The following is a 24677-nucleotide window of genomic DNA, read 5'->3' on the forward strand; positions in this document are numbered from 1 at the left end:
GCACGCGGGGGATACGGGCGCCAGGCGCCGGCGCGCGGGGGATGCGGGCGTGAGGCGCCGGCGCGCCGGGGGTGCGCGATGAGTGGCGGTCACCCCCGGGTGGCGGTGGCGGCGCCTAACTCGGCAGCGGCGGATGCCGGGGTGCGGGTGGCCGCCGAGGGTGGGAACGCGGTGGATGCCGCGATCGCCGCCACGCTGGTCACGATGGTGAACGAGATCGGCGTAGTCTCGCCGGCTTCCGGCGGTTTCGTCACGCTGCAGGTCGCGGGCGGTCCGGCGGTCACGATCGACGGCTGGGTGGAGATGCCCGGCCGCGGTCTGCCGGGTGACCGGTTCGGCCGTGGCGTCTGGGATGTCACCACCGATTACGGCGGCGGCACGACGACCACCGTCGGCCACGGTTCGGTCGCGACTCCGGGCGGGATGAAGGCACTCGCGCTCGCCCACGAGCGGTCCGGCAAGGCGCCGTGGCGTGAGGTGGTCCAGCCCGCGATCGACATCGCCCGGAACGGTTTCGCGCTGAGCCGGACGTCGGGCTACTACCTCGGGTTCACCCACGAGATCATCTTCGGCTGGCATCAACCGAGCCACGGCGTCGTGCACGACGGGGACGGCGAGGTGATCAAGGCCGGTACGACGGTGGTGATCCCGGAGCTGGCCGAGGCGCTGGAGCTGATCGCCCGCGACGGCGCCGAGACGATGTACACGGGTCAGCTCGCCCAGTTGCTGGTGCACGACATGGCCGCGAACGAAGGCATTCTGACGGCCGCGGACCTGGCGGCGTACGAGGCTGTCGTACGCCCGGCGCTCGTGGTCGAGCAGAACGGGTGGCGGTTCGCGACGAATCCACCACCCGCGGTTGGCGGCGTCGCGGTCGCGGCGATGCTCGCCTTGCTCGACGGCGTACCGGCCGACGGGAGCTGGCGGCAGTCGGAGCTGGAGCGACTGGTCGACGTACAGTACGCGGTGCTCGGCCGGCGCCTCGCCGAGTTGGACACCGAGGACGTACGCAAACTGGAGGGGCAGCGGCTGCTCGATCTGGCCGCGGCCGGTGATCTGCGCGCGCTGACCTCGCCGAGTACGGCGACGGTGTCGGTTGTCGACGACGAGGGTGACGCCTGCGCGATCACGGTCTCGTCCGGGTACGGCTCGGGCGTACTGACGCCGGGCACCGGGATCTATCTGAACAACGCGCTCGGCGAGCAGGAGCTGTTGCACGGCGGGCCGCACAGTCTCGCGCCCGGCACGCGCCTGACCTCGAACATGGCGCCGAGCGTCGCCCGCCGGAGCAGTGACGGCGCGGTGCTGGCGCTCAGTTCGCCTGGTTCGGACCGGATTCCGACCGCGCTGGCCCAGGTGTACGCGCTCTACACGCACGGCGGCCTCCCGCTTCGGGAGGCGGTCGAGCACCCGCGCCTGCATGTCCGGGTCCGCGAGGACGTGACCGTCGACTACGAGGACGATCTTCCGGTGTCCGGTTCGACCGCGCTGCCGGCCCGGTCGATGCCGCCGCACTCGATGTACTTCGGCGGGGTCGCGGCCGCGTTCTGGGATCCGGCCGACGGCCTGCTCGCGGTCGGCGACCCGCGCCGCACCGGCGCGGTGGCGATCTCCCCGCCCGGAGACTTGTAAGGTCGAGATCTTCGTAGTGATGGAACCGGAAGGCAGCTGATGCGGGACACCCAGCCCGAGCTCTCCGTCGTCGTACCGATGTACGACGAGGAGGAGGTGCTGCCGATCTTCTTCGAGCGGATGCACCCGCTGCTCGACGGCCTGGGCAGCACGTACGAGCTGCTGGTCGTCGACGACGGCAGCCGGGACCGGACCGCCGCGCTGCTGCTGGACGCGGCGAAGGACTGGCCGCAGCTCCGCGTCGTCCGGCTGCTCCGGAACAGCGGTCATCAGGCCGCCCAGTCGGCCGGTTTCCGCCGGGCACGCGGCCGGTACGTGGTCACGATCGACGCCGATCTGCAGGACCCGCCGGAAGTGATCGCGGAGTTCCTGGCCACGGTCCGCGAGCAGGACGTCGACGTCGTGTACGGCGTCCGCTCCGACCGCTCCAGCGACAGCTGGCCGAAGCGTACGACGGCCCGGCTGTACTACCGGTTGATGTGCCGGCTGGTCGGCAAGCAGATCCCGTTCGACGCGGCCGACTTCCGGCTGGTGACGCGGCGCGTGGTCGACGCGGTGAACGCGCTGCCGGACGACGGCCGGGTGTTCCGGCTGGTGATCCCGTGGCTGGGCTTCCCGAGCACCGAGGTCCGGTACGTCCGGGCCGAGCGCGCCGCCGGTACGACGAAGTACAACCTGTCCAAGATGGTGCGGCTGGCGTTCGACAGCGTGACCGCGTTCTCGGCCGCGCCGCTGCGACTGGCGACCTGGCTGGGTCTGCTCGGTGGCGCGATGTCCGGGCTGTTCGTGGTCGGTGCGCTGGTGATCAAGCTGACCGGCCGGAGCATCCCCGGCTGGACGTCGACCGTGCTGGCGGTCAGCGTGATCGGCGCGATCCAGCTGTTCTGCCTGGGTCTACTAGGTGAGTACGTAGCGCGGCTGTTCCAGTCGAGCCAGCGGCGCCCGCAGTTCCTCGTCGGATACGACAGCCTCGAAGACCACGGTCATCAGGACCCGGTCACCAACAGATGAGGCGGTACGTCCCGTGGCTGCTGCCGATTCTGGTTCTGGCCGCCGGGTTCGCGTCGCTCGGTGATGTCGGTGCCGGTCCACTGGTCAAGTACGCGGCGTACTTCGTGGGCGCGATCGCCCTACCGGGGACGTTGCTGCTGCGCGCGGTCTGGCGTAGTACTGGCAACTGGGCCGAGGACCTCGGGCTCGGGTCGGTCGTCGGCGCGACCTGGCAGCTGATCGGCTGGGCGATCTTCACCGCGCTCGGCTGGCAACGCTGGTTGATCATCTGGCCGGCACTGGTACTGGCCGGCTTCGCGATCGCGGGCCGGAAGTACTGGCGGATCACCGACCCGAAACCACTGCCGGTTCTGTGGACCTGGGGTTTGGCGGTGTCGGCCGCGGTCATGGTCGGCGCGACCACGCTGGGCGTGATGGCGTACCACCCGATGCCGCCGAACGGTGAGGCGTACTACCCGGACCTGCTGTACCACCTGTCGATGGTGCATGAGCTGACTCGGGCACTACCGCCGGAGACGCCACAGGTCGTGGGGGAGCCGCTCGACTACCACTGGTTCGCCAACGCCGACATGGCCGCGGCTGTTGATGTCACCCGGCTGACTCCGATGGTGGTCCTGTTCCGCCTCTGGATTCTGCCCTGGCTGGTCGTCGCACTGCTCGTCTGCGCGACTCTCGCTCGTCAGGTCAGCCGTACGTGGTGGACCGGCGTACTCGCGGCGCTCGCACTAGCCGCCCCGCAACTGTTCCTGCTGGTCGATACGAGCGTGAACTTGGCACCACCGGTCAGTCTGCTCAGTCCATCGCAGACGTTCGGGATGATCGCGGCCGTTGCGGTAGCGGTGTTCCTGATCGACCTGCTGTTCAAGGGCGGCAGCCGGTGGCTCTGGCTGTTGATTGTGCCGATCGCCATCGTCGGTGGTGGCTCCAAACCGACCGTACTGCCGCTGCTGGTCGCCGCTGTTGGTTTGGCTGCGCTCTACTTGCTGGTGACAACCAGGCGGCTGCCCTGGCGGCTGATCGGTACTACCGCAGTACTGCTCCTGGTTGGTGCAGTCACGTTCCTGACGGTCGCCGGAAGTACTAGCGGTTCGCATGTGCAGTTCCTGGCCGTACTGAAGTCGCTACCCGTCTACACCGCCGCGACTGGCGACACCACGCAGCCAGGTGCCGGCGGACTGATCCTGCCGGCGCTCTCGCACGGTGCGGTGCTCGGAACCCTCAGCCTCTTGCTGGGACTGCTGCTGACGCTTCAGGCGATGTCATGGGCAGGTCTGGGCGTCGTCGGCCGCAAGGACGTGGTTGCCTGGTTCCTACTCGGTGCAATGGTCGCCGGCTGGGCCGGGTACCTGCTGGTGGACCACCCGTCCGTCAGCGAGTCGTACTTCGTCTACACGGCCGCACCGTTCAGTCTGGCCGGTGCAGGTTGGTTCGCGGCGACCAGTGCCCGCAAGGCCAGTCGTCCGGTTCCGATAGCGATCGCTGCTTTCGTACTGTCGATCTGCTACGCCGGACTGCTCGTCTGGGTACGCGGCGTGCCTGCTCCGTCGACAGGTCGCCAGCTGTGGTTCAGTACCCAGCTGCTGCTTGCAGTCCTCGGCATCACGCTCGTACTGGTGCTGGCGTGGCGCCTGTTCTTCCGGCAAGCAGGTGGCGGCATGCTCGTCGTACTGGTGTTGCTGTCGACCGCACCGATCAGTTCGTTGCTGCAGAGCGCCGTACGTGGTGACACGGAGAAGGCACCGACGTACCGGGCAGCGCACTGGTGGGTGTACCCGGATGAGGCCGAGGCCGCGTTGTGGCTCGGCCAGAACTCCGCCGCAACGGATGTGGTCGCGACGAACACCTGGTGCCGCCCGGCCGGTCGTCCGGCACCAGGGTGCGATGCTCGCGGCTACCTGGTCAGTGGGATCGCCGGGCGGCGCACGCTGATCGAAGGCTGGGCGTACACGAACCAGGCGATGGCGAAGCAGGGCGAAGGCGGTCTCCGCTACACCCAGCAGCCGTCGCCGTGGCCGGACCGGGTCGCACTGACCGAACAGGCCTTGACCGCGCCGACACCTGAGGTACTGCAACGGCTGCGTGCCCAGTACGGCGTGCGCTGGCTGTACGCCGATGCGCGCAACGGCCCGGTGGCGCCCGCGCTGGATCAGCTTGCCGTGCTGCGACACAGCATCGGCAAGGTCCGGATCTACGACCTCGGAGAGTAGTTCTCCCGTAACATCGGGTCGGCGTACGCCGTTAGCTTGTACGCAGGTCCGCCCGCCCGCGGCCGCAGCAATTGGCAGTGCCGTGACATGCTCGGGAGGGCGGGACAGATGCGGGCAACCCGAGCGGGCCTGGCGATTGTGCTCGCCACCGTTCTCCTCAACGCCGGTACCGCCACCGCGTACCAGGTGCCGACCGCGCCGTTCGCGGCCGGCGACTCCGCGACCACCGTGATGCCGGGTTCCGGTTTGCGGCAGACGATCACGGCAACCGGGCAGACCGAGCTCGGTGACCCGACGACGGTCGCGTTCCGCGGCCTCGGGCCGACTACCTACCAGCCCGCGCTCGCCAAGACGACTCCCGCGCAGGACGTGGTGGTGAACACCGGCGACTGCGCGTCCACCGGCGGTTGTGGCGACCGCGGCACGATCACGATCGCGTTCTCCCAGCCGGTCCGGAACCCGGTCCTGCACCTCGGCGGCATCGGCGGCTCCGTCACCCGGACGGTAAGCAACCGTACGACCGCGCAGTCCGAACTGCACGCGATCCTCAAGCTCAGCACCGCTGGTCTCAGCCTGACGAAGCTAGTGCCCTGCATCGGAGATTCTTTGGTGCTTGCGGCGCCCAGGCACGCACCTCGCGGCAGCGGAGGAACAGCCACGATGGAAAAACATCGAGGCTGCCCCTCCGCCACCACGATGCACGCACCTGGACACCGCAATCACTCAAACAATCTCCGACGCAGGGCACTTGGCCCGGGCAACAACCTCGCGGTCACCAGTGACACGATCACCGCGGCCAACGACGACAGCGGCCCGAACTGCGTGAACACCAAGTCCTCGTCCGGTCTGGACGCCTCGGCGACGGCGGCGTGCGGCTCGGTCCGCGTGAACGGTGTCGTGACCAAGGTGACCTTCGGCGTCACTGCCTTGTTCACCAAGCACCCGAAACTGCCCGCGACGAACAACGGTTCGTCCGGTGACGCGTTCTCGATCGTCGCGTCCACACCGGAGGACTTCGGCGATGCACCCGCGTCGTACGGCACCGCGTCGTCGGTGATCAGCGACGTACACCTCGGGAAGGACGTCACCGAGGACAACGCGGGCGTCGCGAACGGTACGACTGGCCCGGTCACGCCGGACCAGGGCGACGACGGCGTCGTGTTCAAGCCGCTGCGCACCAACCAGACCACGTACGCGGCCGACCTGCGGCTGACCGGCGCGTCGAAGGCCGGGCGGGCTTGTGCGTGGATCGACGTCAACCTGAACGGCAGCTTCGATCCGGGCGAGCGCGCCTGTGCGCCGTTCGCGGCCGGCCAAAGCACGGTGACGTTGCGCTGGACCGAGCTCGCTCCGAAGGCAGGAGCCGCGTACGCGCGAGTGCGGGTCGGCTACAACGACGCGCAGGTCGAGAAACCGACCGGTGCGGCGGACTCCGGCGAGGTCGAGGACTACCCGCTGCCGATCACGCCGCCGCCTCCGCCGGTGCTGACCGACGACACCGCGACCACCGCGTTCGGCACGGCCGTGGTGGTGAAGGTGCTCGCCAACGACAAGCCGGGTGATCCGGGTACGCCGCTGGCGCCCGCGACGCTGTGCCTGATCGACGGGAGCAACTGCGTTCCGATGGTGAACGTGGTCGGCCAGGCGAAGTACGTGGCCAACGCCGACGGGACGATCCGGGTCGAACCGGTGCCGGGGTTCTTCGGCGCGGCCAAGCCGGTCACCTATCGGGTTGCCGACGGCAACGGGACGACCGCTACCGCGAAGCTGACCGTGACCGTCGCGCTGCCGGACCGGCCGGTGGCGAACCCGGACACCATCAGTACGCCGCAGAACGTCAGCGTTTCGGTGAAGCCGCTGGCCAACGACAGCGCGGCCGCGGGCGTCACGCTCGTACCCGGCTCGGTCGTCCTGCGTGATCCGGCGGACGCGACGTTCAAGAAGAAGGTCGTGATCGCGAGCGAGGGCGAGTACGTGGTGAAGCCGGACGGGGGTGTGGATTTCGTTCCGCGGCCACGGTTCACCGGAGTCGGTACGTCGATCGGTTATCGGGTCAGCGACAGTACGAAGCAGACGGCCGAGTCGACGCTGACGGTGACTGTTCGGGTGGTGACTCCGGTTGCCAACGGTGATTCGGTGTCTACCGCGTTCGACACCGAGGTTGTCGTGCCGGTGCTGGAGAACGATCTGCCCGGGTCGCCGGATGCGCCGTTGGTGCCGGCGACCTTGAAGCTGGTTGATCCGGTTGGCGATGAGCTGGTCGACAAGATCACGGTTGCTCGGCAGGGTACGTATCTGGTGGCGGACGGGAAGGTCACGTTCGAGCCGGTGCACGGGTTCAGTGGCGTCGCGACGGCGGTCACGTATCAGGTGCTGGACAAGAACGGTACGGCCGCGCGGGCGGCGCTGACGGTGTCGGTGAACGCGCCGGGGCCGCCGGTGGCGAACCCTGACACGATCACGACGCTCCAGGGCCGATCGGTAGTGGTCGCTGTGCTGGAGAACGACAAATCCGGCCCGACGGGCGCGGCCCTGGTCCCGGCAACCGTCCGCCTGCTCGCCCCGCCGGCGCAGCTGGCCTCATCCCGGCCCGTGACCTCACTCGTGATTGCCGGGCAGGGGAAGTACACCGCGAAGCCGAACGGCAAGGTGCTGTTCGAGCCGCTGCCTACCTTCAGCGGCGCCGCCACCCCGATCGGCTATCAAGTTGCCGACAGCAACGGCGCGATCGGGAGGTCGACCCTGACGGCGCGTGTCACGAAAGTCCAGCCGGATGCAACCGACGACACCGCCACCACGCCGTACGACACGACGGCGACCGTCCCGGTGCTGGCGAACGACGACGCCGGCGACCCGTCCGTACCGCTGGTCCCGAGCAGTGTCCGCCTGATCGACCCGGCCACGAAGGAGCCGAAGGCAACGGTCGTCGTAGCCGGCCAGGCGACGTACACGACCACGCCCGAAGGCAAGATCGTCGTCGACCCGCTGCCGAAGTTCACCGGCCGGGCGACGCCGATCGGCTACCGCGTCTCCGACGTGAACGGCACCATCACCACCGCGACCCTGACGGTCACGGTCGCCAAACCACCCGCGCCGACCGCCGAACCCGACACCGCAACCGGCAAACAGAACCTGCCGCTCCGCGTCATGCCGCTCGCCAACGACACGGCGGGCCGCGGCAGCGGTCTCGATCCGCGCAGCCTGACCCTGCTCGACCCGGCCGACGGCGCGCAGAAGAAGCTGGTGAAGATCCCGGGCCAGGCCGTGTACCAGGTCAATCCGGACGGCACGGTCACCGCGTATCCGCTCCCGGCCTTCACCGGTACGGCGACCAAGGTGACGTACCGGATCGCTGACTGGTTCGGTCAGGCCGCCCGGTCGACGATCGCGGTGACGATCACGCCGATCATGCCGGTCGCGGTCGATGACGCGGCCCGGACGGCGTACGCCAAGCCGGTCACGATCAACGTGCTGGCGAACGACAAGCCGGGTGACCCGAGCGCGCCGCTGGTCCCGGCGAGTCTGACGCTCCTCGACCCGGCCGACGGATTGCCGAAGGTAACCGTGAGCATCCCGAACGAGGGCGTGTACACGACCACCGGGGGAGCAGTTCGGTTCGTGCCGAGCGCGACGTTCCGCGGACCAGGTACGCCGATCGGCTACCAGGTTGCCGACCGCAACGGAACCAGGACGACGGCCCGGCTGACGGTCACGGTCGGCCGCCCACCGGTAGCGATCGCTGACAGCGCCACCACCCTGCAGAACGTCACCGTCACGGTGAGCGTCCTGGCCAACGACCGCCCGGGGACCAACGCGACGCTCGACCGGAGCACGGTCGGGCTGATTGATCCGGCCGCGCGCACCACCGGGTACGTGCGCAAGGTGACGGTCGCGAACCAGGGCACGTACTCGGTGCTGCCGACGGGAGCGGTCGAGTTCGATCCGCTTCCGGCGTTCCACGGCAAGGCGCTGCCGATCAACTACCGGGTCGCCGACTCGGACGGGAACTACGCGGCCTCGACGCTCAGTGTCACGGTCACGCCGATCTGGCCGGTCACGATCGACGACTCGGCGATCACCCCGTTCGAGCACGCGATCACGGTGAACGTCCTGGCGAACGACAAGCCGGGCGATCCGTCGGCGCCACTGGTTCCGGCGAGTCTGGTGCTGAAGGATCCGACCGGCCGGTACGGCAAGACGATGACGCGCGGCGGCGAGGGCAGCTACCGCGCCGCCAATGACGGGACAGTCACGTTCACGCCCGCGAAGGGCTTCCAGGGCGTGACGACCCCCGTGACGTACCGGATCGCGGACGCGAACGGCACCACCGCGGAAGGCCTGCTGCTGTTGACGGTCGGCAAGGGACCGTCGGCGGTGGCGGATGCGGTCACCACCAAGCAGAACGTGACGGTCACCGTCGATCCGCTGGCGAACGACGATCCGGGTACGGGCGCCGAGCTCGACCGGACCAGCGTGCAACTGTACGCCGGTGACTGGGACCGCAAGGCCGTGATTCCCGGACAGGGTGTGTTCACGGTGAACACCGCCTCCGGAAAGATCACGTTCGACCCGGAACCGGCGTACCGCGGCGTCGTGTCGATCCCGTACCGGGTCACCGACTCCACCGGCAACACCACGAGTGCGGCCGTCTCGGTCACGGTCTCGCCGGTCGTACCGATCGCCACGGACGATGCGGCCAGCACGGCGTACGAGACGCCGCTGAGCGTGAACGTGCTCGCGAACGACAAGCCCGGGGACGCGAGCGCGCCGCTCGTTCCGGCCGGTGTCCGCGTGATCGATCCGGTCACCGGCGAACCGCTGCCGGCGCTGGTCGTACCCGGCGAAGGAACCTTCACCGTGCAGCCGAACGGGTCGATCCGTTTCGCGCCGGTCGATGGGTTCGCCGGCGCGACGGTCCCGGTCGGGTACGAGGTCGCGGATCGCAACGGGACCATCGGCGCCGCCACGCTGACGGTGACCGTGCAGGCGCGGCCGGTCGCGATGCCCGACGCCGCGCGGACCAAGCAGCACGTTGCGGTGACGATCGACCCACTCGCCAACGACAAGCCAGGTCCGGACGCGAAGCTCGATCCGGACTCGCTGCTGCTGGTCGGGCCCGACGGTGCGCTGGTCGATGACGTGACGGTGGCCGGCCAAGGTACGTACGTGGTTGCCAACGGCAAGGTCACGTTCAGCCCGACGGCGACCTTCACGGGCACCGCGCGACCGGTCGCGTACGAGGTGAAGGACAGCAACCGGAACTCGGCCCGCGCGACCATCACCGTCACGGTCGTTCCGGTCCGGCCGGTGGTCGTCGACGACAGCGCGGACACTGCCTTCGGTACGGCGGTCGAGGTGAACGTCCTCGGCAACGACAAGGCCGGCGACCCGTCCGCACCGCTCCGGCCGGAGTCGGTCGTGCTGCGTGATCCGGTGGACGGCAAGGAGAAGAAGACCGTGACGGTGCCGAAGGAAGGTGCCTTCGCCGTCGGCGTGGGCGGCACCATCACGTACACGCCGGTGAAGGGTTTTGTCGGTACGACGCGATCGATCGCCTACCGGGTCACCGACGCGAACGGGACGTCCGACACCGCGCTGCTCGACGTGACGGTCTCCGGACCGCTGCTCGCGCGAGCGGCGCCGGACGCGGCCACCGGTACGCCGGGCAACGCGGTCGCGGTGAATCCGCTGCTCAACGACAGCGGCGAGATCCAGCCGAGCTCGGTCTGTCTCCGCACGGCGACAGGCACGTGTACGAAGCACGTGACCGACGGCGCGGGCACGTGGTCGGTCGCCGGGGACGGCACGGTCACGCTCAAACCCGCCGCCGCGTTCACCGGCACCGCGAAGGTCACGTATCAGCGCACCGACGACACCGGCGAGACGGTCACCGCACCGGTGAAGTTCACGGTCGGCGCGGACGCCGACGACTTCGGCACGTACGCCCCGGCCGCCTTCCCGCTCACCGGTGGGATCCCGCCGATCGTCCTCACCCTCGGCGTCCTGCTCGCCGCCCTCGGCGCGACCCTGATCCTGATGGCCCGCACCCGCAAGTGACTACAGGTCCAGCACCAGCATGACCTCGTCGCGGTAGTCGTCCGGGGCGACCCGAACGGCGCGCGGGTGGGCGCCGACGACGCGGTAGCCGAGTGGGCCGTAGAAGTTCTCCAGCCCGAGCCCGCCGCGGACGGTCAGCTGCAGTTGCTCCAGGCCGAGATCGACCGCGGAGCCGCGCAGACCCTCCATCAGCATCCGGCCGGCGCCGTTGCCCTGGTACTCCGGATGAACCATCACGCGCAGCACGGTCCGCCAGTGCGCGTTCAGTGCGCTGCCGCGACTCACCAGCATGCCCATTCCGGCGTACCGCTCACCCGTGTGCAGTACGCCGAGTAGATCCGTACCGCTGGCGATCCGGCCGAGAGCGCCGTCGAGGTTCTCGGCGATCTGCTCGACCGGCGCCGGCGGTGTGTACCCGACCGCGCCGCCGGCGTTGGTCGCCGCCACCCAGGTGTCCAGCAGGTCCGCCCGCACGCCCGGGTCGAGCGCGTCGTCCGGATCGAGTTCCAGGTACTTCACTACACCTCCAGCTGCGACTGAGTTGCAGATAGTCTACGGCTCGAGGGTGCTCCGGGGCGGTACGTCCCCGAGCTTGTCCGGGTTCCGCAGCAGGTACAGCTCGGTGATCAGGCCGTCGGTGCACTTCAGGAAGGTGACCGTGTCCGGCTGGTCGCCGTAGTACGCGATGAAGGCCTGCTCGTCGTTCAGCGTGGCCATCCGGATCTCGAAACCGGGATTGCCCGCGATCACGCCGAACAACCACCGGGCGATCTTCTCCGCGCCCTGGATCGGGCGCAGCGCGGCCTGCTTCTTGCCACCGCCGTCGCTGATCAGTACCGCATCCGGCGCGAGCAGCGCGACCACCTGATCGAAGTCGCCCGAACCGGCCGCCTGCATGAACCGCAACGTCACCTCGTCATGGCTGGCCTTGTCGACGTGATGCCGCGGCTGCCGGGCGTGGACGTGCCCGCGGGCCCGGTGTGCGAGCTGCCGGACCGCGGCTTCCGATCGGCCGAGCGTTTCCGCGATCTCGTCGTACGGGAGATCGAACACCTCGCGCAGTACGAACGTGGCCCGCTCCAGCGGCGACAGCGTCTCCAGTACGACGAGCATCGCCATGCTGACCGAGTCCGCCAGCTCGACCGCGGCCGCCGGATCGTCCGGCGATTCCAGCGCACTGATCGGCTCCGGCAGCCACGGTCCGACGTACTGCTCCCGCCTCGCCTTCTGTTCACGCAGCCGGTTCAGCGCCAGGCGGGTGGTGATCCGGATCAGGTACGCCCGTGGGTCGCGGATGTCGTCATGTTCGATCGCGGACCAACGCAGCCAGGCTTCCTGGACCACGTCCTCCGCGTCACTGACACTCCCGACCACCCGGTACGCCGCCCCGACCAGTACCGGCCGGTGCTCGGCGAACTCGTGGGCGAGCTGTTCTTCAGTCACTTGGCCGGCCTCAGTTCGCAGTACTCCTTGAAGCCCTGGCTGGTGAGGCCGACGGCGGCGTTGACGCGGGAGCGGAAGTTCTCCAGCGCGACCATCGCGGTCAGCTCGACGAACTCCTTCTCGCTGAGGTCCCGCCGCAGCCGCTCGACCTGCTCGTCGGTCACCTCCGGCGGCGTCGCCGTCATCGCCTCGGTGTAGTCCATCACCGCGCGCTCCAGATCCGTGTAGACGTCGCTGTCCCGCCACCTTGGCACATCGCGCAGTTTGACCGGGTCCACGCCCTGGTGATGGAACTCCCAATATCCGAAGTCCATGCACCAGCTGCACCCGATCTGGGCCGACGCGACCATCACGCTGAGCGCCTTCAGCCCCGGGTCGAGCGCCTTCCAGTTGCCGGCCGTACCTTCCAGCAGGGCGGTCGAGAGCAGTACCGGCCGGTGGTGCAGCGCTACTTTCACCGGGTCCGGGACTTTCCGGAACCTCCGCCGGCTGATCCATTCCACGAGCCGTACGCTCGCCGTCCGCCGGTGCTCGAGCCCGATCCGCGCCATCTCATCCTCCAGAAGTCCGTCGTCGACACCTGGACACGCGCCAGCTGGCCGGCTGTGACATGAACTGGGTCACAATCGGCGGTTCGACAGGAGGTGTCGGTCGTCGGCGCGCCCATCGCGGACCTCACAGGCGTGAATGACGATGTACGTACACGGGTACGTCCTGTCGAGCTGCCGTCGGGCTGGGGATTGGATATTCATCCGGATCATGGCATACTCATTCATATGAGCGTGACGGTGGCGGTGGCCGGGGCCAGTGGATATGCCGGGGGTGAGCTGCTCCGGTTGCTGAGCGGTCACCCGGACGTGGAGATCGGCGCCGTGACCGCCGGCGGGAACGCCGGTACGGCGCTCGGCGCGCACCACCCGCACCTCGTGCCGCTGGCCGGGCGCATCCTCGTCGAGACCACGGCGGAAACGCTCGCCGGTCACGACGTGGTCTTCCTCGCGCTGCCGCACGGACAGTCCGCCGTCATCGCCGAGCAACTCGGCAACGACGTCACCGTGATCGACTGCGGCGCGGACTTCCGGTTGCTCGAGGCCGACGCGTGGGTGGAGTTCTACGGGGGAGTGCATGCAGGCGCCTGGCCGTACGGACTGCCGGAGCTGCCCGGGCAACGGGACAAGCTCCGCGGTGCGCATCGGGTCGCCGTACCGGGGTGTTATCCGACCGTATCCACGCTGGCCCTGCTGCCCGCGGTACAGGCCGGACTGGTTGACGCGAGTCAGTTGGTCGTCGTCGCGGTCAGCGGTACGTCCGGCGCGGGCAAGGCGCCGAAGGCACATCTGCTCGGTGCGGAGGTGATGGGTTCTGCCTCGGCGTACGGGGTCGGCGGCGTACACCGGCACACTCCGGAGATCGAGCAGAACCTCGCGCCGTACTCGGATCAGCCGGTGAGCGTTTCGTTCACGCCGGTCCTCGTACCGATGGCCCGCGGCATTCTCGCCACGTGCAGCGCACCGATGGCCGATTCCGCCGACTACGAGACGCTGCGGAAGGCGTACGAGGTCGCATACGCGGATGAGCCTTTCGTACACCTGCTGCCCGAAGGGCAATGGCCGCAGACACAGGCCACGCTCGGCGCGAACACCGTGCAGTTGCAGGTCGCACTCGACCAGCGCACCGGCCGCGCCGTGATCGTGGCCGCCATGGACAACCTCACCAAGGGCACCGCCGGCGCCGCCGTGCAGTGCATGAACCTGGCCAAGGGTCTGACCGAGACCACGGCCCTGCCCCTCGTAGGAGTAGCCCCGTGACCGTCGATATCACCCCGGACACCGCGCTGGATCCAGGAGTCGATCGGAGCGCCGGGGTCACCGCGCCGGCCGGCTTCCGCGCGGCCGGAGTGATCGCCGGGATCAAACCGGCCGGTACGCCGGACCTGACCGTTGTCGTGAACGACGGCCCGCACGACGTCGCCGCCGGCGTCTTCACCACCAACAAGGTGAAGGCCGCGCCGGTGCTCTGGTCGCAGCAGGTCCTGACCGCCGGCGTACTGAAGGCCGTCGTCCTGAACTCCGGCGGCGCGAACGCCTGCACCGGGCCGGAAGGTTTTCAGGACACCCACAAGACCGCCGAAGAGCTGGCATCGCTGCTGGGTGTGGGCGCCGCCGAGGTCGGCGTCTGCTCGACCGGCCTGATCGGCGAACGCCTTCCGATGGCGGCTCTGATCCCGGGACTTTCGCTGGCCGTGGATGCGTTGGGCAACGGTCCCGAGCACGGTCTGGCCGCGGCCACCGCGGTGATGACGACCGACAACGTGCCGAAGCAGGCCGCGCTGAAGCACCCGGGCGGCTGGAGCATCGGTGGGTTCGCGAAGGGCGCCGGGATGTGCGCGCCGAACATGGCGACGATGCTGAGCGTCATCACCACCGACGCCGTGCTGGACCAGCCGCACCTCGACCACGCGCTCCGGAACGCGGTCGGCAAGACCTTCAACCGGCTCGACGTCGACGGTGGTACGTCGACCAACGACACCGTGTTGCTGCTCAGCTCGGGCGCGTCCGGCGTGACCGTGACGCCCGAGGAGTTCGAGGCCGCGCTGACCGTACTGGCTGCTGACCTGGTGCAGCAGTTGCAGGCCGACGCCGAGGGTGTCACCAAGCACGTCAGCATCACCGTCCAGGGCGCGGCGTCCGAGGCGGAGGCGCTGGCCGCCGCCAAGGTCGTTGCCGAGGACAACCTGTGCAAGACCGCGTTCTTCGCCTCCGACCCGAACTGGGGCCGGATCGCGATGGCGGTCGGCAACGCGCCCACCGCCTTCGACCCGGCGCTGCTCGACATCACCCTGAACGGTGCCGCCATCTGCGTCGCCGGCGGCAAGGGCGTCGACCGTTCCGAGGCCGACCTCAGCGGTCTGGAGATCGACGTGGTGATCGACCTGCACGCCGGCTCCGCGTCGGCGACCGTACTCACCACCGACCTGTCCCACGCCTACGTCGAAGAGAACTCGGCCTACTCCTCATGATTCCAGCGGATCCGATCGAAAAGGCAGCGGTACTCACCGAGGCGCTGCCCTGGCTGAAGGAGTTCCACGGCAAGACCGTGGTGGTGAAGTACGGCGGTAACGCGATGGTCGACGAGAAGCTCAAGCGGGCGTTCGCCGAGGACATCGTGTTCCTGCGGTACTCAGGAGTGCGCGTGGTCGTCGTACACGGTGGTGGTCCGCAGATCAGCGACATGCTCGGCCGGCTCGGGATCGACAGCGAGTTCCGCGGCGGGTTGCGGGTGACCACGCCGGAGGCGATGGATGTCGTCGGCATGGTGCTGGTCGGCAAGGTCGGCCGGGAGCTGGTCGGGCTGCTGAACGCGCACGGTCCGTTCGCGGTCGGCATGTCCGGCGAGGACGCCGGCCTGTTCACGGCGGAGCGGCGTACGGCGCTGGTGGACGGTGAACAGGTCGACATCGGCCTGGTGGGCGACGTGGTCGACGTCCGCCCGGAGGCGGTGATCGACCTGATCGACGCCGGCCGGATTCCGGTGGTGTCGACGATCGCGCCGGACGAGGACGGCCTCGCGCACAACGTGAACGCGGACACCGCGGCCGCCGCGCTGGCTTCGGCCCTCGGCGCGGAGAAGCTCGTCGTACTTACTGACGTGGCAGGCCTGTACCGCAATTGGCCCGACAGCGACGAGATCATCACCCAGATCGACACCGCCGAGCTGGCCGAACTGCTCCCGTCGCTCGCCTCCGGCATGGTCCCGAAAATGGAGGCCTGCCTGCGCGCGGTCGAGTCCGGCGTGTCCCGGGCCACCGTGATCGACGGCCGCGTACCGCACTCGTTGCTCCTCGAAATCTTCACCGACGCCGGAATCGGAACCCAGGTGATCCCGTCATGACCGAACTGCTCACCGTCGATGGCACCCAGGCCGCGCTGACGTCGCGGTACTCCGGCGCGCTGATGAACACCTTCGGCGCACCGAAGCGCGTGCTGGTGCGCGGCGAGGGCGCGTACCTGTGGGACGCGGACGGCAACAAGTACCTCGACCTGCTCGGTGGGCTGGCGGTGAACTGCCTCGGCCACGCGCACCCGTTCGTGGTGTCCGCGGTGACATCACAGCTCGCCACCCTGGGGCATGTCTCGAACTTCTTCGCCTCCGCGCCGCAGATCGCGCTGGCCGAGAAACTGCTCGGTCTCTTCGACGTACCGGGCAAGGTGTTCTTCACCAACTCCGGCACCGAGGCGAACGAGGCCGCCTTCAAGATCACGCGGCGCACCGGCCGTACCAAGATCGTCTCCACCATCGGGGCGTTCCACGGGCGGTCGATGGGCGCGCTCGCGCTGACCTGGAAGCCGGCGTACCGGGAGGCGTTCGCGCCGCTGCCCGGTGACGTCGAGTTCGTGCCGTACGGCGACGCGGACGCGCTCGCCGCCGCGGTCGACGACCGGACCGCGGCCGTCGTCCTGGAGCCGATCCAGGGCGAGAACGGCGTGATCGTGCCGCCGGACGGCTACCTGCGGGCCGCGCGGCGGATCACCTCCGAGCACGGCGCGCTGCTGTGGCTCGACGAGATCCAGACCGGCATCGGCCGGACCGGAACCTGGTTCGGGTACGAGGCCGAGGGGATCGTGCCGGATCTGGTCACCGTCGCGAAGGGCCTCGGCGCCGGCATCCCGATCGGTGCCTGCATCGGTCTCGGCGCGGCCGCGGACCTGCTGCAGCCGGGGAACCACGGGACCACGTTCGGCGGCAACCCGGTCGCGGCGATCGCCGGGCTGGCGGTGCTGACCGTGATCGAGCGGGACGGCCTGCTCGGCCAGGTGAATGCCATCGGCAACCACCTCGCGTCCTCGATCAGCGCGCTCGACCACCCGAAGATCGCCGGCGTCCGCGGCCGCGGGCTGCTGCGCGCGATCCAGCTGACCGAGCCGGTGTCCGACCAGGTCGCCGCGCTGGCGCTGGAAGCCGGTTTCGTGGTGAACAATCCGGTCCCGGACGCGTTGCGGCTGGCCCCGCCGTACATCCTGAGCAAGGCTGACGTGGACAGTTTCGTCGCGGCCCTTCCCGGGCTGCTCGATCAGACGGAGGCGAACTGATGGTACGGCACTTCCTGCGGGACGACGATCTGTCGCCGGTCGAGCAGGACGAGGTACTGACGCTGGCCGCGCAGCTGGCGGGGGACCGGCACGGGCATCAGCCGCTGACCGGGCCGAAGACGGTCGCGGTGATCTTCGACAAGACCTCGACCCGGACCCGGATCTCGTTCTCGGTCGGGATCGCCGAGCTCGGCGGCGTACCGCTGGTGATCGACGCGAAGACCTCGCAAATGGGCCGGGGTGAGCCGATCGCGGACACCGCGCGCGTACTGGACCGGCAGGTCGCGGCGATCGTCTGGCGGACCGCCGGTCAAGAGCGGATCGACGAGATGGCGGCGGCGTCGCGGGTGCCGGTGATCAATGCGCTCACCGACGAGTTCCATCCTTGTCAGATCCTCGCCGACCTGCAGACCGTACGCCAGCACAAGGGTTCGACGGCCGGGCTGAAGCTGGTGTACCTGGGCGACGGCGCGAACAACATGGCGCACTCGTACCTGCTCGGCGGCGCGACCGCTGGGATGCACGTCGTGATCGGCTCACCGGAGGCGTACCAACCGGATCCTGAGGTGCTGGTGCGGGCGGCCACGATCGCGGAGCAGACCGGCGGCTCGGTGGCGTGGTCCGGCGATCCGGTCGCCGCGGTCGACGGCGCCGACGTGGTTGCCACCGACACCTGGGTGTCGATGGGTCAGGAAGCCGAGGCGGCCGACCGGGAAGCGCCGTTCGTTCCGTACGCGGTGACCGAGCAACTACTCGCCAAGGCGAAGCCGGACGCGATCGTGCTGCACTGCCTGCCCGCGTACCGTGGCAAGGAGATCGACGCGGCCGTGATCGACGGACCACAATCGGTCGTCTGGGACGAGGCCGAGAACCGGCTGCACGCGCAGAAGGCGCTGCTGTCGTGGCTGTTGGCGAGGAGCTTCGAGGCATGAGCATTGCGGCCGTACCGACCACCAAGACTGCTAGGCAACAGCGGATTGTCGAGCTGCTCGGGCGGCAGCCGGTGCGGTCGCAGACCGAGCTGGCCGATCTGCTGGCCGACTCCGGCCTGGTGGTCGGTCAGGCGACGCTGTCCCGCGACCTGGTCGAGATCGGCGCGGTGAAGGTCCGCGACGGAGCCGGTCAGCTTGTGTACGCGGTGCCCGGCGAAGGTGGTGACCGTACGCCACGCGCCGGTGAAGCGGCCGCCTTCGAGGCGCGGCTCGCCCGGGTCGCGTCCGAGCTGCTGGTCAGCGCGGAGGGCAGCGCCAACCTGGTAATCCTCCGAACCCCGCCGGGGGCGGCCCAGTACTTCGCGTCGGCGATCGACCACGTGGGCCTGGACGACGTCCTCGGCACCATCGCGGGCGACGACACCGTCATGGTCGTCTCCCGCAACCCCACCGGCGGCGATGCCCTGGCCGCCCGCTTCCTGTCCTTAGCCGCACGCGAACCGAAGTAAGGAAACCAATGAGTTCTGGAGAAAGCGCCGCTCTGTGGGGTGGGCGGTTCGCGGGTGGTCCGGCCGACGCGCTGGCCGCGTTGAGCAAGTCCACGCAGTTCGACTGGCGGCTGGCGCCGTACGACATCGCCGGGTCGAAGGCGCACGCGAAGGTACTGCACCGCGCGGGACTGCTCACCGACGAGGACCTGACCGCGATGCTGGCCGGCCTCGACGCGCTGCTCGCGGACGTGCTCGCCGGCAAGTTCCTCCCGGCCGAAGCCGATGAGGACGTACACACCGCGCTGGAACACGGGCTGCTGGAGCGGCTCGGCGCCGAGCTGGGCGGCCGGCTCCGCGCCGGGCGCTCGCGGAACGACCAGGTCGCGACGCTGTTCAAGGCGTACCTGCGGGAGCACGGCCGGATCATCGGACGACTCGTACTCGATCAGGTGAACACGCTGGCCGAGCAGGCCGCGAAGCACCTGGGCGTCGCGATGCCGGGGCGTACGCATCTGCAGCACGCGCAACCGGTCCTGCTCTCGCACCACCTGCTTGCCCACGCCTGGCCGCTGATCCGGGACCTGGATCGGCTGGCCGACTGGGACGCTCGCGTCGCGGCCGATTCGCCGTACGGGTCGGGTGCGCTGGCCGGAAGTTCGCTGGGTCTCGACCCGGTGTTCGTCGCCCGCGAGCTCGGCTTCACGAACTCGTCGGCGAACTCGATCGACGGTACGTCCGCGCGGGACTTCGTCGCGGAGTTCGCGTTCGTCACCGCGCAGATCGGGATCGACCTGTCCCGGCAGGCCGAAGAGGTGATCATCTGGGCGACGAAGGAGTTCGGGTTCGTCGAGCTGGACGACGCGTACTCGACCGGGTCCAGCATCATGCCGCAGAAGAAGAACCCCGACATCGCCGAACTCGCCCGCGGCAAGGCCGGCCGGCTGATCGGGAACCTGAGCGGCCTGCTGGCGACGCTCAAGGCGCAGCCGCTGGCGTACAACCGGGACCTGCAGGAGGACAAGGAGCCGGTCTTCGACTCCATCGACACCCTCGAGGTACTGCTGCCGGCGTTCACCGGGATGATCCGCACCCTGCGCTTCAACGCCGACCGCCTGGCTGAGCTCGCCCCCCAGGGTTTCTCCCTCGCCACCGACATCGCCGAGTGGCTGGTCCGGCAGAAGGTTCCGTTCCGAGTGGCCCACGAGCTGGCCGGCGCCTGCGTCCAGGCTTGCGAGAAGCGCGGCATCGAACTCTGGGACCTCACCGACGACGACCTCGCCGCCATCTCCCCGCACCTGACTCCCGAAGTCCGCACCGTCCTGACCGTCGAAGGCTCCCTCACCTCCCGCAACACCCGAGGCGGCACCTCCCAAACCCAGGTAACAGCCCAACTAACCGAACTCCACTCCCGCGCCCAGGCCCACGCAACCCGGCTCGGCTGAGGCTCCTTTAGGGTGCTGCGCATGCGCCGTTCTTTGCTTGCCGGTCCGGTTCTGGACGTGGCTCCGAAGTTGCTTGGCATGGTTCTGCGCAGCACCACCCAGGAAGGAACCGTCGCGGTCCGCCTCACCGAGGTCGAGGCGTACGACGGCGCGAACGACCCGGGCTCCCACGCGTACCGCGGCCCCACCGCCCGGACCGAGGTGATGTTCGGCCCACCCGGCTTCCTGTATGTGTACTTCACCTACGGCATGCACTTCTGCATGAACGTCGTCGCCGGCCCGGACGGGAAACCGTCAGCCGTCCTGCTCCGCGCCGGCGAGGTGATCGAAGGCCTCGACCTGGCCCGCACCCGCCGCGGCCACCTCACCGAACAGCGGACCGCCTTCAGCCAGACCTCGCCCGGCACCGGCAAGCAAACCCCTGGCATCCGCGGGGACGTGCAGGGTATTCGCGGGGGAGCACCCGGCGCGGAAGGTGCAACGCCCGCCGTACGCAAGGGACCGGTCGTCAAACGCCCGAAGCCGAGCCCTGACCGGGACCTGGCCCGCGGCCCGGCTCGCCTGTGTGTTGCCCTGGGCATCGGCCGGTCCGGCAACGGCATCGACCTGCTGGCGAAACATTCACCGATCCAGCTCCTCCCAGGCCCCGGCTACGACGGCGAACCATCCACCGGCCCCCGAGTCGGCCTCCGCGACGCCGCCGACCGCCCGTGGCGCTTCTGGATCCCGAACGACCCAACCGTCTCCCCGTACCGCCCGCACGTCCCCAAGCGCCGCTGACCAGCACCACCGACTGACCAGCACCACCGGCCGACCAGCTGACCAGCGACTAGCGGTTGGTCAGTTCAAGTACGTAGTCCAGCTGCGGCAGCCCGTGCTCCACCTCCGGATCCGGGAACAGCCCGACGTGATCCACCCCAGCCGCCTCCAGCGTCTCCAGATGCGCGGCCGCGTCCTCAACCGTCCCGATGGCCCCGATCTGCGTCCACCAGTCCCGCGGCATCCCCACCAGCCCGGCCTCCCCGGACTCCGCATACAACTTCTGCATCTCGTCAAAGAACGGCAACGCAGTCAGCTGCGGCGGCTTGTTACCAAGGTGCCCTCCGAGCCACGGCGCCGTGAACTCGTACGCCGCCTTCCGATCCCCGCGTACACACATCGCCGCGAACACCGCGACCACGAACCCGTCCGGCGATCCCGCGTACTCGACCGACTGCCGCACGTACGCCGCTGTCGCCGGCTCGGCCAGCACCACCCCACCGGCGACCCGCCCGGCCAGTGCCATCGACTTCGGCCCCTGCACGCCGAGCAGAATCGGCGGCGCCTGCACCGGCGGCGCATCCAGCTTCACCTTGTCGAGGAAGACCGCCTTGCCGTCGAAGCTGACCTCCTCACCGGCCAGCAATCGCGTGACGCTCGTGGTGACCTCCTCCAGCGTCGTCAACGGCGACTTGGGGCGTACGCCCATCTGTCCCATCCACGACTGCACACCGTGGCCGATACCGGGCAGGAACCGCCCCGGCCCGAGCGCCTCGAGCGTCGCGAACTCCATCGCCGTCACCGCCGCCGTCCGCGCGACCGCCGGCACGATGCCGAGCCCGACCGTCAGCCGCTCGGTCGACGCCAGCGCCGCCGACACCAGCGCCGGGCCGGACGTGTAGAAGCAGTCCTCGATGATCCACAGCTCATCCGCCCCACCGGCATCGAGCCGCCGCGCCACGTCGGTAACCAGAGCAGCGGGATAGGTCCTGGGGAAGCACATTCCGAGAGCGGTCATGGAGCCACGGTAGGAGATGGCTCGGACAGTTCTTGAAGGACAGGTCAAAGGACCGCGAGGCAGGGCGACTAGGGGACCGTGCTGCGGGTAGGTTTCTGGTATGGCCCGTCCGCACTACGCGTCCCGTCTCGAGGACTGGTTCAACGTCGGGGTGCAGGCGGTGTTGCGGCGGCGTGGCTGGCAGGAGCGGATCATCCCGCAGGTCGGGTACGGCAACACCGAGTTCGTCCGGGTGCTGGCCCGGGTGGTGCTCGGCCGCGACCCGCGCAACCAGCCGCGGTTCGACGAGGACCAGGTGGTGCGTGGCTGGCGTGCGTTCGTCACGGCGCCGGCCGTCAAGGTGACGGTGACGGTGACTGTCAGCGGGCAGACCTTCGAAGCGGTGACCGACCGTGGCGGATTCGTCGACCTGACCGTGCCGGTAGTACTTCCGCCGGGCTGGCATGAGATCAACCTGGGTGTACATGGCGACCGGCAAGCTCGCGCGCGCATCTTCGTACCGGATCCGGATGCCAAGTTCGGGCTGGTCAGCGACATCGACGACACGGTCATCCTGACGATGCTGCCGAGGCCGTTGATCGCCGCGTGGAACACGTTCGTACGCGACGAGCAGGCGCGCCGCGTCGTACCAGGAATGGCAGGGCTGTACGAGGAGCTGCTGGCGGACCACCCTGGTGCGCCGATGTTCTACCTGTCCACGGGGGCCTGGAACACCGCTCCGACACTGACTCGGTTCTTCGCACGGCACGGGTACCCACCGGGGCCGTTGCTGATGACGGACTGGGGACCTACGAACACAGGCTGGTTCCGTAGCGGCCAGGAGCACAAGCGAACTGCGCTACGGCGACTGGCTCGGGAGTTCCCGAAGGTCCAGTGGGTGCTGATCGGTGACGACGGACAGCACGACCCCCAGTTGTACGGTGACTTCGCTCAGAGCCATCCGGACCACGTACTCGCCATTGGCATCCGCCAGCTCACTCCGGCTGAGCAGGTCCTGTCACACGGTCTGCCCGTACCCAACCAGGACCCAGGTGCCCACGACCCGCACCGGCCAACAGCTGTCACTGTCCAGGGACCGGACGGACATGCGCTCCGCCCGCAACTGCGGTCTGTCCTGACCCGTCCAGAGTCCACCTGACCGTTTACGGGACACTAGTACTGACCGACGTACTCGAGGAGAGAACTAGTGACCGAACGCCGCACTCAGGTGCTTGACGACCTGGAGAGCCGTGGCCTGATCGCCCACTCCACCGACCCGGACGCACTGCGCGCGTCGATGGCGGCTGGACCGATCACCTCCTATGTCGGTTTCGACCCCACCGCGCCCAGCCTGCACATGGGGAACCTGCTGCAGCTGCTGACACTGAGACGACTGCAGCTGGCCGGCCACAACCCGATCGGACTGGTCGGTGGCGCCACCGGGTTGATCGGTGACCCCAAGGAGACGTCTGAGCGGGTGCTGAACCCGAAGGACGTCGTGCACGAGTGGGTCGAGAAGGTGCGCGCCCAGGTGGAGAAGTTCGTCGACTTCGATCCAGCGCTGCCGAACCCGGCGCGGATGGTCAACAACTACGACTGGACCAAGGACCTCAACACCCTGGACTTCCTGCGTGACATCGGGAAGCACTTCCCGGTGAACCGGATGCTCGGCCGCGAAGTGGTGAAGGCGCGGTTGGAGCAGGGGATCAGCTACACCGAGTTCAGCTACGTACTGCTGCAGTCTCTCGACTTCTTGGAGCTGTACCGCCGGCACAACTGCACGCTGCAGACCGGCGGCAGCGACCAGTGGGGGAACCTGACGGCCGGTGTGGAACTCATCCGCCGTACTGATGCGGGCAAGGCGCACGCACTGGCGACACCGCTCGTAACGAAGGCGGACGGTACGAAGTTCGGCAAGACCGAGTCCGGCACTGTGTGGTTGGACCGGGAGCTGACAACGCCGTACGCGTTCTACCAGTTCTGGTTCAACAGCGACGACCGGGACGTACTGCAGTTGGTGCGGTACTACACGTTCCGTACGGCCGAGGAGATCGCTGCGCTGGAGCAAGCAACCGCGGAGCGACCACAGGCACGCGAAGCACAGCGAGTGCTGGCTGAGGACGTGACCACGCTCGTACACGGTGCTGAGGAGACGCGGCGCGTACAGGAGGCGTCGAATGCGCTGTTCGGCCAGGGGGAGCTGGGGTCGTTGGACGGCGCCACCCTCGTTGCTGCGTTGCAGGAGGCGCCGCACGTGGAGCTGGGTGCCGGCGAGCCGATGCCAACGTACGGCGACCTGCTGGTGAAGTCCGGTCTGGTCGCCAGTAAGTCGGCTGCTCGGCGGACCGTGGCCGAGGGCGGCGCGTACCTGAACAACGAGAAGGTGAAGGACGCGGAGTACGTGCCGGGCACGGACGATCTGTTGCCGGGCGGCGTACTGGTGCTGCGGCGTGGGAAGCGTTCTTTCGCAGGTGTTCTGGCGACACCGGCGCAGGGCTGACGACAGCGAGGTGGGAGTGGTCTCCACTCCCACATCCGGGCCGCCGGCGGCAAATTGCAAGCCTGTGATCCTGCCCACCGGGGGCCGATTTGACCCGTCACCTGCCAGCCACGTAC

General features: G+C 68.9%; 18 protein-coding genes. 14 read left to right on the plus strand and 4 right to left on the minus strand.

What is annotated here, in order from left to right:
- The first annotated feature begins 78 nt into the window (after positions 1-78).
- From HDA44_RS36210 to HDA44_RS36225, 4 genes are all read left to right on the plus strand, one after another.
- On the plus strand, positions 79-1632 hold the full coding sequence (locus HDA44_RS36210) for a gamma-glutamyltransferase (protein ID WP_184842532.1): 1554 nt from the start codon (positions 79-81) through the stop codon (positions 1630-1632).
- Positions 1633-1671: 39 nt separating this feature from the next.
- Positions 1672-2643 carry a glycosyltransferase family 2 protein gene (locus tag HDA44_RS36215; protein ID WP_184842537.1) on the plus strand — a complete coding sequence of 324 codons (972 nt, stop codon included), beginning with the start codon at positions 1672-1674 and terminating at the stop codon, positions 2641-2643.
- Positions 2640-4850, plus strand: a complete 2211-nt coding sequence (locus HDA44_RS36220; protein ID WP_184842540.1) for a hypothetical protein — start codon at positions 2640-2642, stop codon at positions 4848-4850. Before HDA44_RS36215 ends, HDA44_RS36220 begins: the two co-directional genes overlap by 4 nt.
- 108 nt (positions 4851-4958) lie before the next feature.
- A complete protein-coding gene (locus HDA44_RS36225; RefSeq protein WP_238352634.1) occupies positions 4959-10907 on the plus strand; it encodes an Ig-like domain-containing protein in 5949 nt (1982 codons plus the stop codon).
- Here the strand turns inward: HDA44_RS36225 and HDA44_RS36230 are convergent, their stop codons facing one another.
- From HDA44_RS36230 to HDA44_RS36240, 3 genes are read right to left on the minus strand one after another with little or no spacing between them, the layout of a single operon-like run.
- The gene (locus HDA44_RS36230; RefSeq protein WP_184842543.1) at positions 10908-11426 is read right to left on the minus strand and encodes a GNAT family N-acetyltransferase; all 519 of its coding nucleotides are present in this window, start codon (positions 11424-11426) and stop codon (positions 10908-10910) included.
- A gap of 33 nt (positions 11427-11459) precedes the next feature.
- On the minus strand, positions 11460-12350 hold the full coding sequence (locus HDA44_RS36235; protein WP_184842547.1) for an RNA polymerase sigma-70 factor: 891 nt from the start codon (positions 12348-12350) through the stop codon (positions 11460-11462).
- Entirely contained in the window at positions 12347-12901 is a 555-nt protein-coding gene (locus HDA44_RS36240) for a carboxymuconolactone decarboxylase family protein (RefSeq protein WP_184842550.1), read from the minus strand. Before HDA44_RS36240 ends, HDA44_RS36235 begins: the two co-directional genes overlap by 4 nt.
- A gap of 225 nt (positions 12902-13126) precedes the next feature.
- Here HDA44_RS36240 and argC point away from each other — a divergent pair, with 225 nt between their 5' ends.
- From argC to HDA44_RS36280, 8 genes are read left to right on the plus strand one after another with little or no spacing between them, the layout of a single operon-like run.
- Positions 13127-14158 carry an N-acetyl-gamma-glutamyl-phosphate reductase gene (argC, locus tag HDA44_RS36245; RefSeq protein WP_184842554.1) on the plus strand — a complete coding sequence of 344 codons (1032 nt, stop codon included), beginning with the start codon at positions 13127-13129 and terminating at the stop codon, positions 14156-14158.
- Positions 14155-15369, plus strand: a complete 1215-nt coding sequence (gene argJ / locus HDA44_RS36250; protein WP_184842558.1) for a bifunctional glutamate N-acetyltransferase/amino-acid acetyltransferase ArgJ — start codon at positions 14155-14157, stop codon at positions 15367-15369. The genes argC and argJ overlap by 4 nt, the downstream gene beginning before the upstream one ends.
- On the plus strand, positions 15366-16241 hold the full coding sequence (gene argB, locus HDA44_RS36255; protein WP_184842561.1) for an acetylglutamate kinase: 876 nt from the start codon (positions 15366-15368) through the stop codon (positions 16239-16241). Before argJ ends, argB begins: the two co-directional genes overlap by 4 nt.
- Positions 16238-17440 (plus strand): acetylornithine transaminase, encoded by a 1203-nt coding sequence (locus tag HDA44_RS36260; protein ID WP_184842564.1) that lies wholly within the window; start codon positions 16238-16240, stop codon positions 17438-17440. Before argB ends, HDA44_RS36260 begins: the two co-directional genes overlap by 4 nt.
- Positions 17440-18372 (plus strand): ornithine carbamoyltransferase, encoded by a 933-nt coding sequence (gene argF / locus HDA44_RS36265; RefSeq protein ID WP_184842567.1) that lies wholly within the window; start codon positions 17440-17442, stop codon positions 18370-18372. Before HDA44_RS36260 ends, argF begins: the two co-directional genes overlap by 1 nt.
- Positions 18369-18881, plus strand: a complete 513-nt coding sequence (locus tag HDA44_RS36270) for an arginine repressor (protein WP_184842570.1) — start codon at positions 18369-18371, stop codon at positions 18879-18881. The genes argF and HDA44_RS36270 overlap by 4 nt, the downstream gene beginning before the upstream one ends.
- Positions 18882-18889: 8 nt before the next feature.
- Complete coding sequence (gene argH, locus HDA44_RS36275) at positions 18890-20305, plus strand: argininosuccinate lyase (RefSeq protein WP_184842574.1); 1416 nt, start codon at positions 18890-18892, stop codon at positions 20303-20305.
- A 21-nt stretch (positions 20306-20326) separates the two neighbouring features.
- Entirely contained in the window at positions 20327-21085 is a 759-nt protein-coding gene (locus HDA44_RS36280) for a DNA-3-methyladenine glycosylase (RefSeq protein WP_184842577.1), read from the plus strand.
- A gap of 49 nt (positions 21086-21134) precedes the next feature.
- On the opposite strand, the gene HDA44_RS36285 is transcribed toward HDA44_RS36280, so the two are convergent.
- The gene (locus HDA44_RS36285) at positions 21135-22082 is read right to left on the minus strand and encodes an LLM class flavin-dependent oxidoreductase (RefSeq protein ID WP_238352635.1); all 948 of its coding nucleotides are present in this window, start codon (positions 22080-22082) and stop codon (positions 21135-21137) included.
- Positions 22083-22182: 100 nt separating this feature from the next.
- On the opposite strand from HDA44_RS36285, the gene HDA44_RS36290 reads away from it, so the two are divergent.
- Positions 22183-23220, plus strand: a complete 1038-nt coding sequence (locus HDA44_RS36290; protein ID WP_184842582.1) for an App1 family protein — start codon at positions 22183-22185, stop codon at positions 23218-23220.
- 48 nt (positions 23221-23268) lie between these two features.
- Positions 23269-24561 carry a tyrosine--tRNA ligase gene (tyrS, locus tag HDA44_RS36295; protein ID WP_184842585.1) on the plus strand — a complete coding sequence of 431 codons (1293 nt, stop codon included), beginning with the start codon at positions 23269-23271 and terminating at the stop codon, positions 24559-24561.
- Positions 24562-24677 lie beyond the last annotated feature (116 nt).

The organism is Kribbella solani (assembly GCF_014205295.1).
GTDB lineage: Bacteria > Actinomycetota > Actinomycetes > Propionibacteriales > Kribbellaceae > Kribbella > Kribbella solani.

Coding starts and splice junctions, on each gene's coding strand:
- HDA44_RS36210 (WP_184842532.1), top strand. CDS start 79: ATGAGTGGCGGTCACCCCCGGGTGGCGGTGGCGGCGCCTAACTCGGCA.
- HDA44_RS36215 (WP_184842537.1), top strand. CDS start 1,672: ATGCGGGACACCCAGCCCGAGCTCTCCGTCGTCGTACCGATGTACGAC.
- HDA44_RS36220 (WP_184842540.1), top strand. CDS start 2,640: ATGAGGCGGTACGTCCCGTGGCTGCTGCCGATTCTGGTTCTGGCCGCC.
- HDA44_RS36225 (WP_238352634.1), top strand. CDS start 4,959: ATGCGGGCAACCCGAGCGGGCCTGGCGATTGTGCTCGCCACCGTTCTC.
- HDA44_RS36240 (WP_184842550.1), bottom strand. CDS start 12,901: ATGGCGCGGATCGGGCTCGAGCACCGGCGGACGGCGAGCGTACGGCTC.
- argC (WP_184842554.1), top strand. CDS start 13,127: ATGAGCGTGACGGTGGCGGTGGCCGGGGCCAGTGGATATGCCGGGGGT.
- argB (WP_184842561.1), top strand. CDS start 15,366: ATGATTCCAGCGGATCCGATCGAAAAGGCAGCGGTACTCACCGAGGCG.
- HDA44_RS36260 (WP_184842564.1), top strand. CDS start 16,238: ATGACCGAACTGCTCACCGTCGATGGCACCCAGGCCGCGCTGACGTCG.
- argF (WP_184842567.1), top strand. CDS start 17,440: ATGGTACGGCACTTCCTGCGGGACGACGATCTGTCGCCGGTCGAGCAG.
- HDA44_RS36270 (WP_184842570.1), top strand. CDS start 18,369: ATGAGCATTGCGGCCGTACCGACCACCAAGACTGCTAGGCAACAGCGG.
- argH (WP_184842574.1), top strand. CDS start 18,890: ATGAGTTCTGGAGAAAGCGCCGCTCTGTGGGGTGGGCGGTTCGCGGGT.
- HDA44_RS36280 (WP_184842577.1), top strand. CDS start 20,327: ATGCGCCGTTCTTTGCTTGCCGGTCCGGTTCTGGACGTGGCTCCGAAG.
- HDA44_RS36285 (WP_238352635.1), bottom strand. CDS start 22,082: ATGACCGCTCTCGGAATGTGCTTCCCCAGGACCTATCCCGCTGCTCTG.
- HDA44_RS36290 (WP_184842582.1), top strand. CDS start 22,183: ATGGCCCGTCCGCACTACGCGTCCCGTCTCGAGGACTGGTTCAACGTC.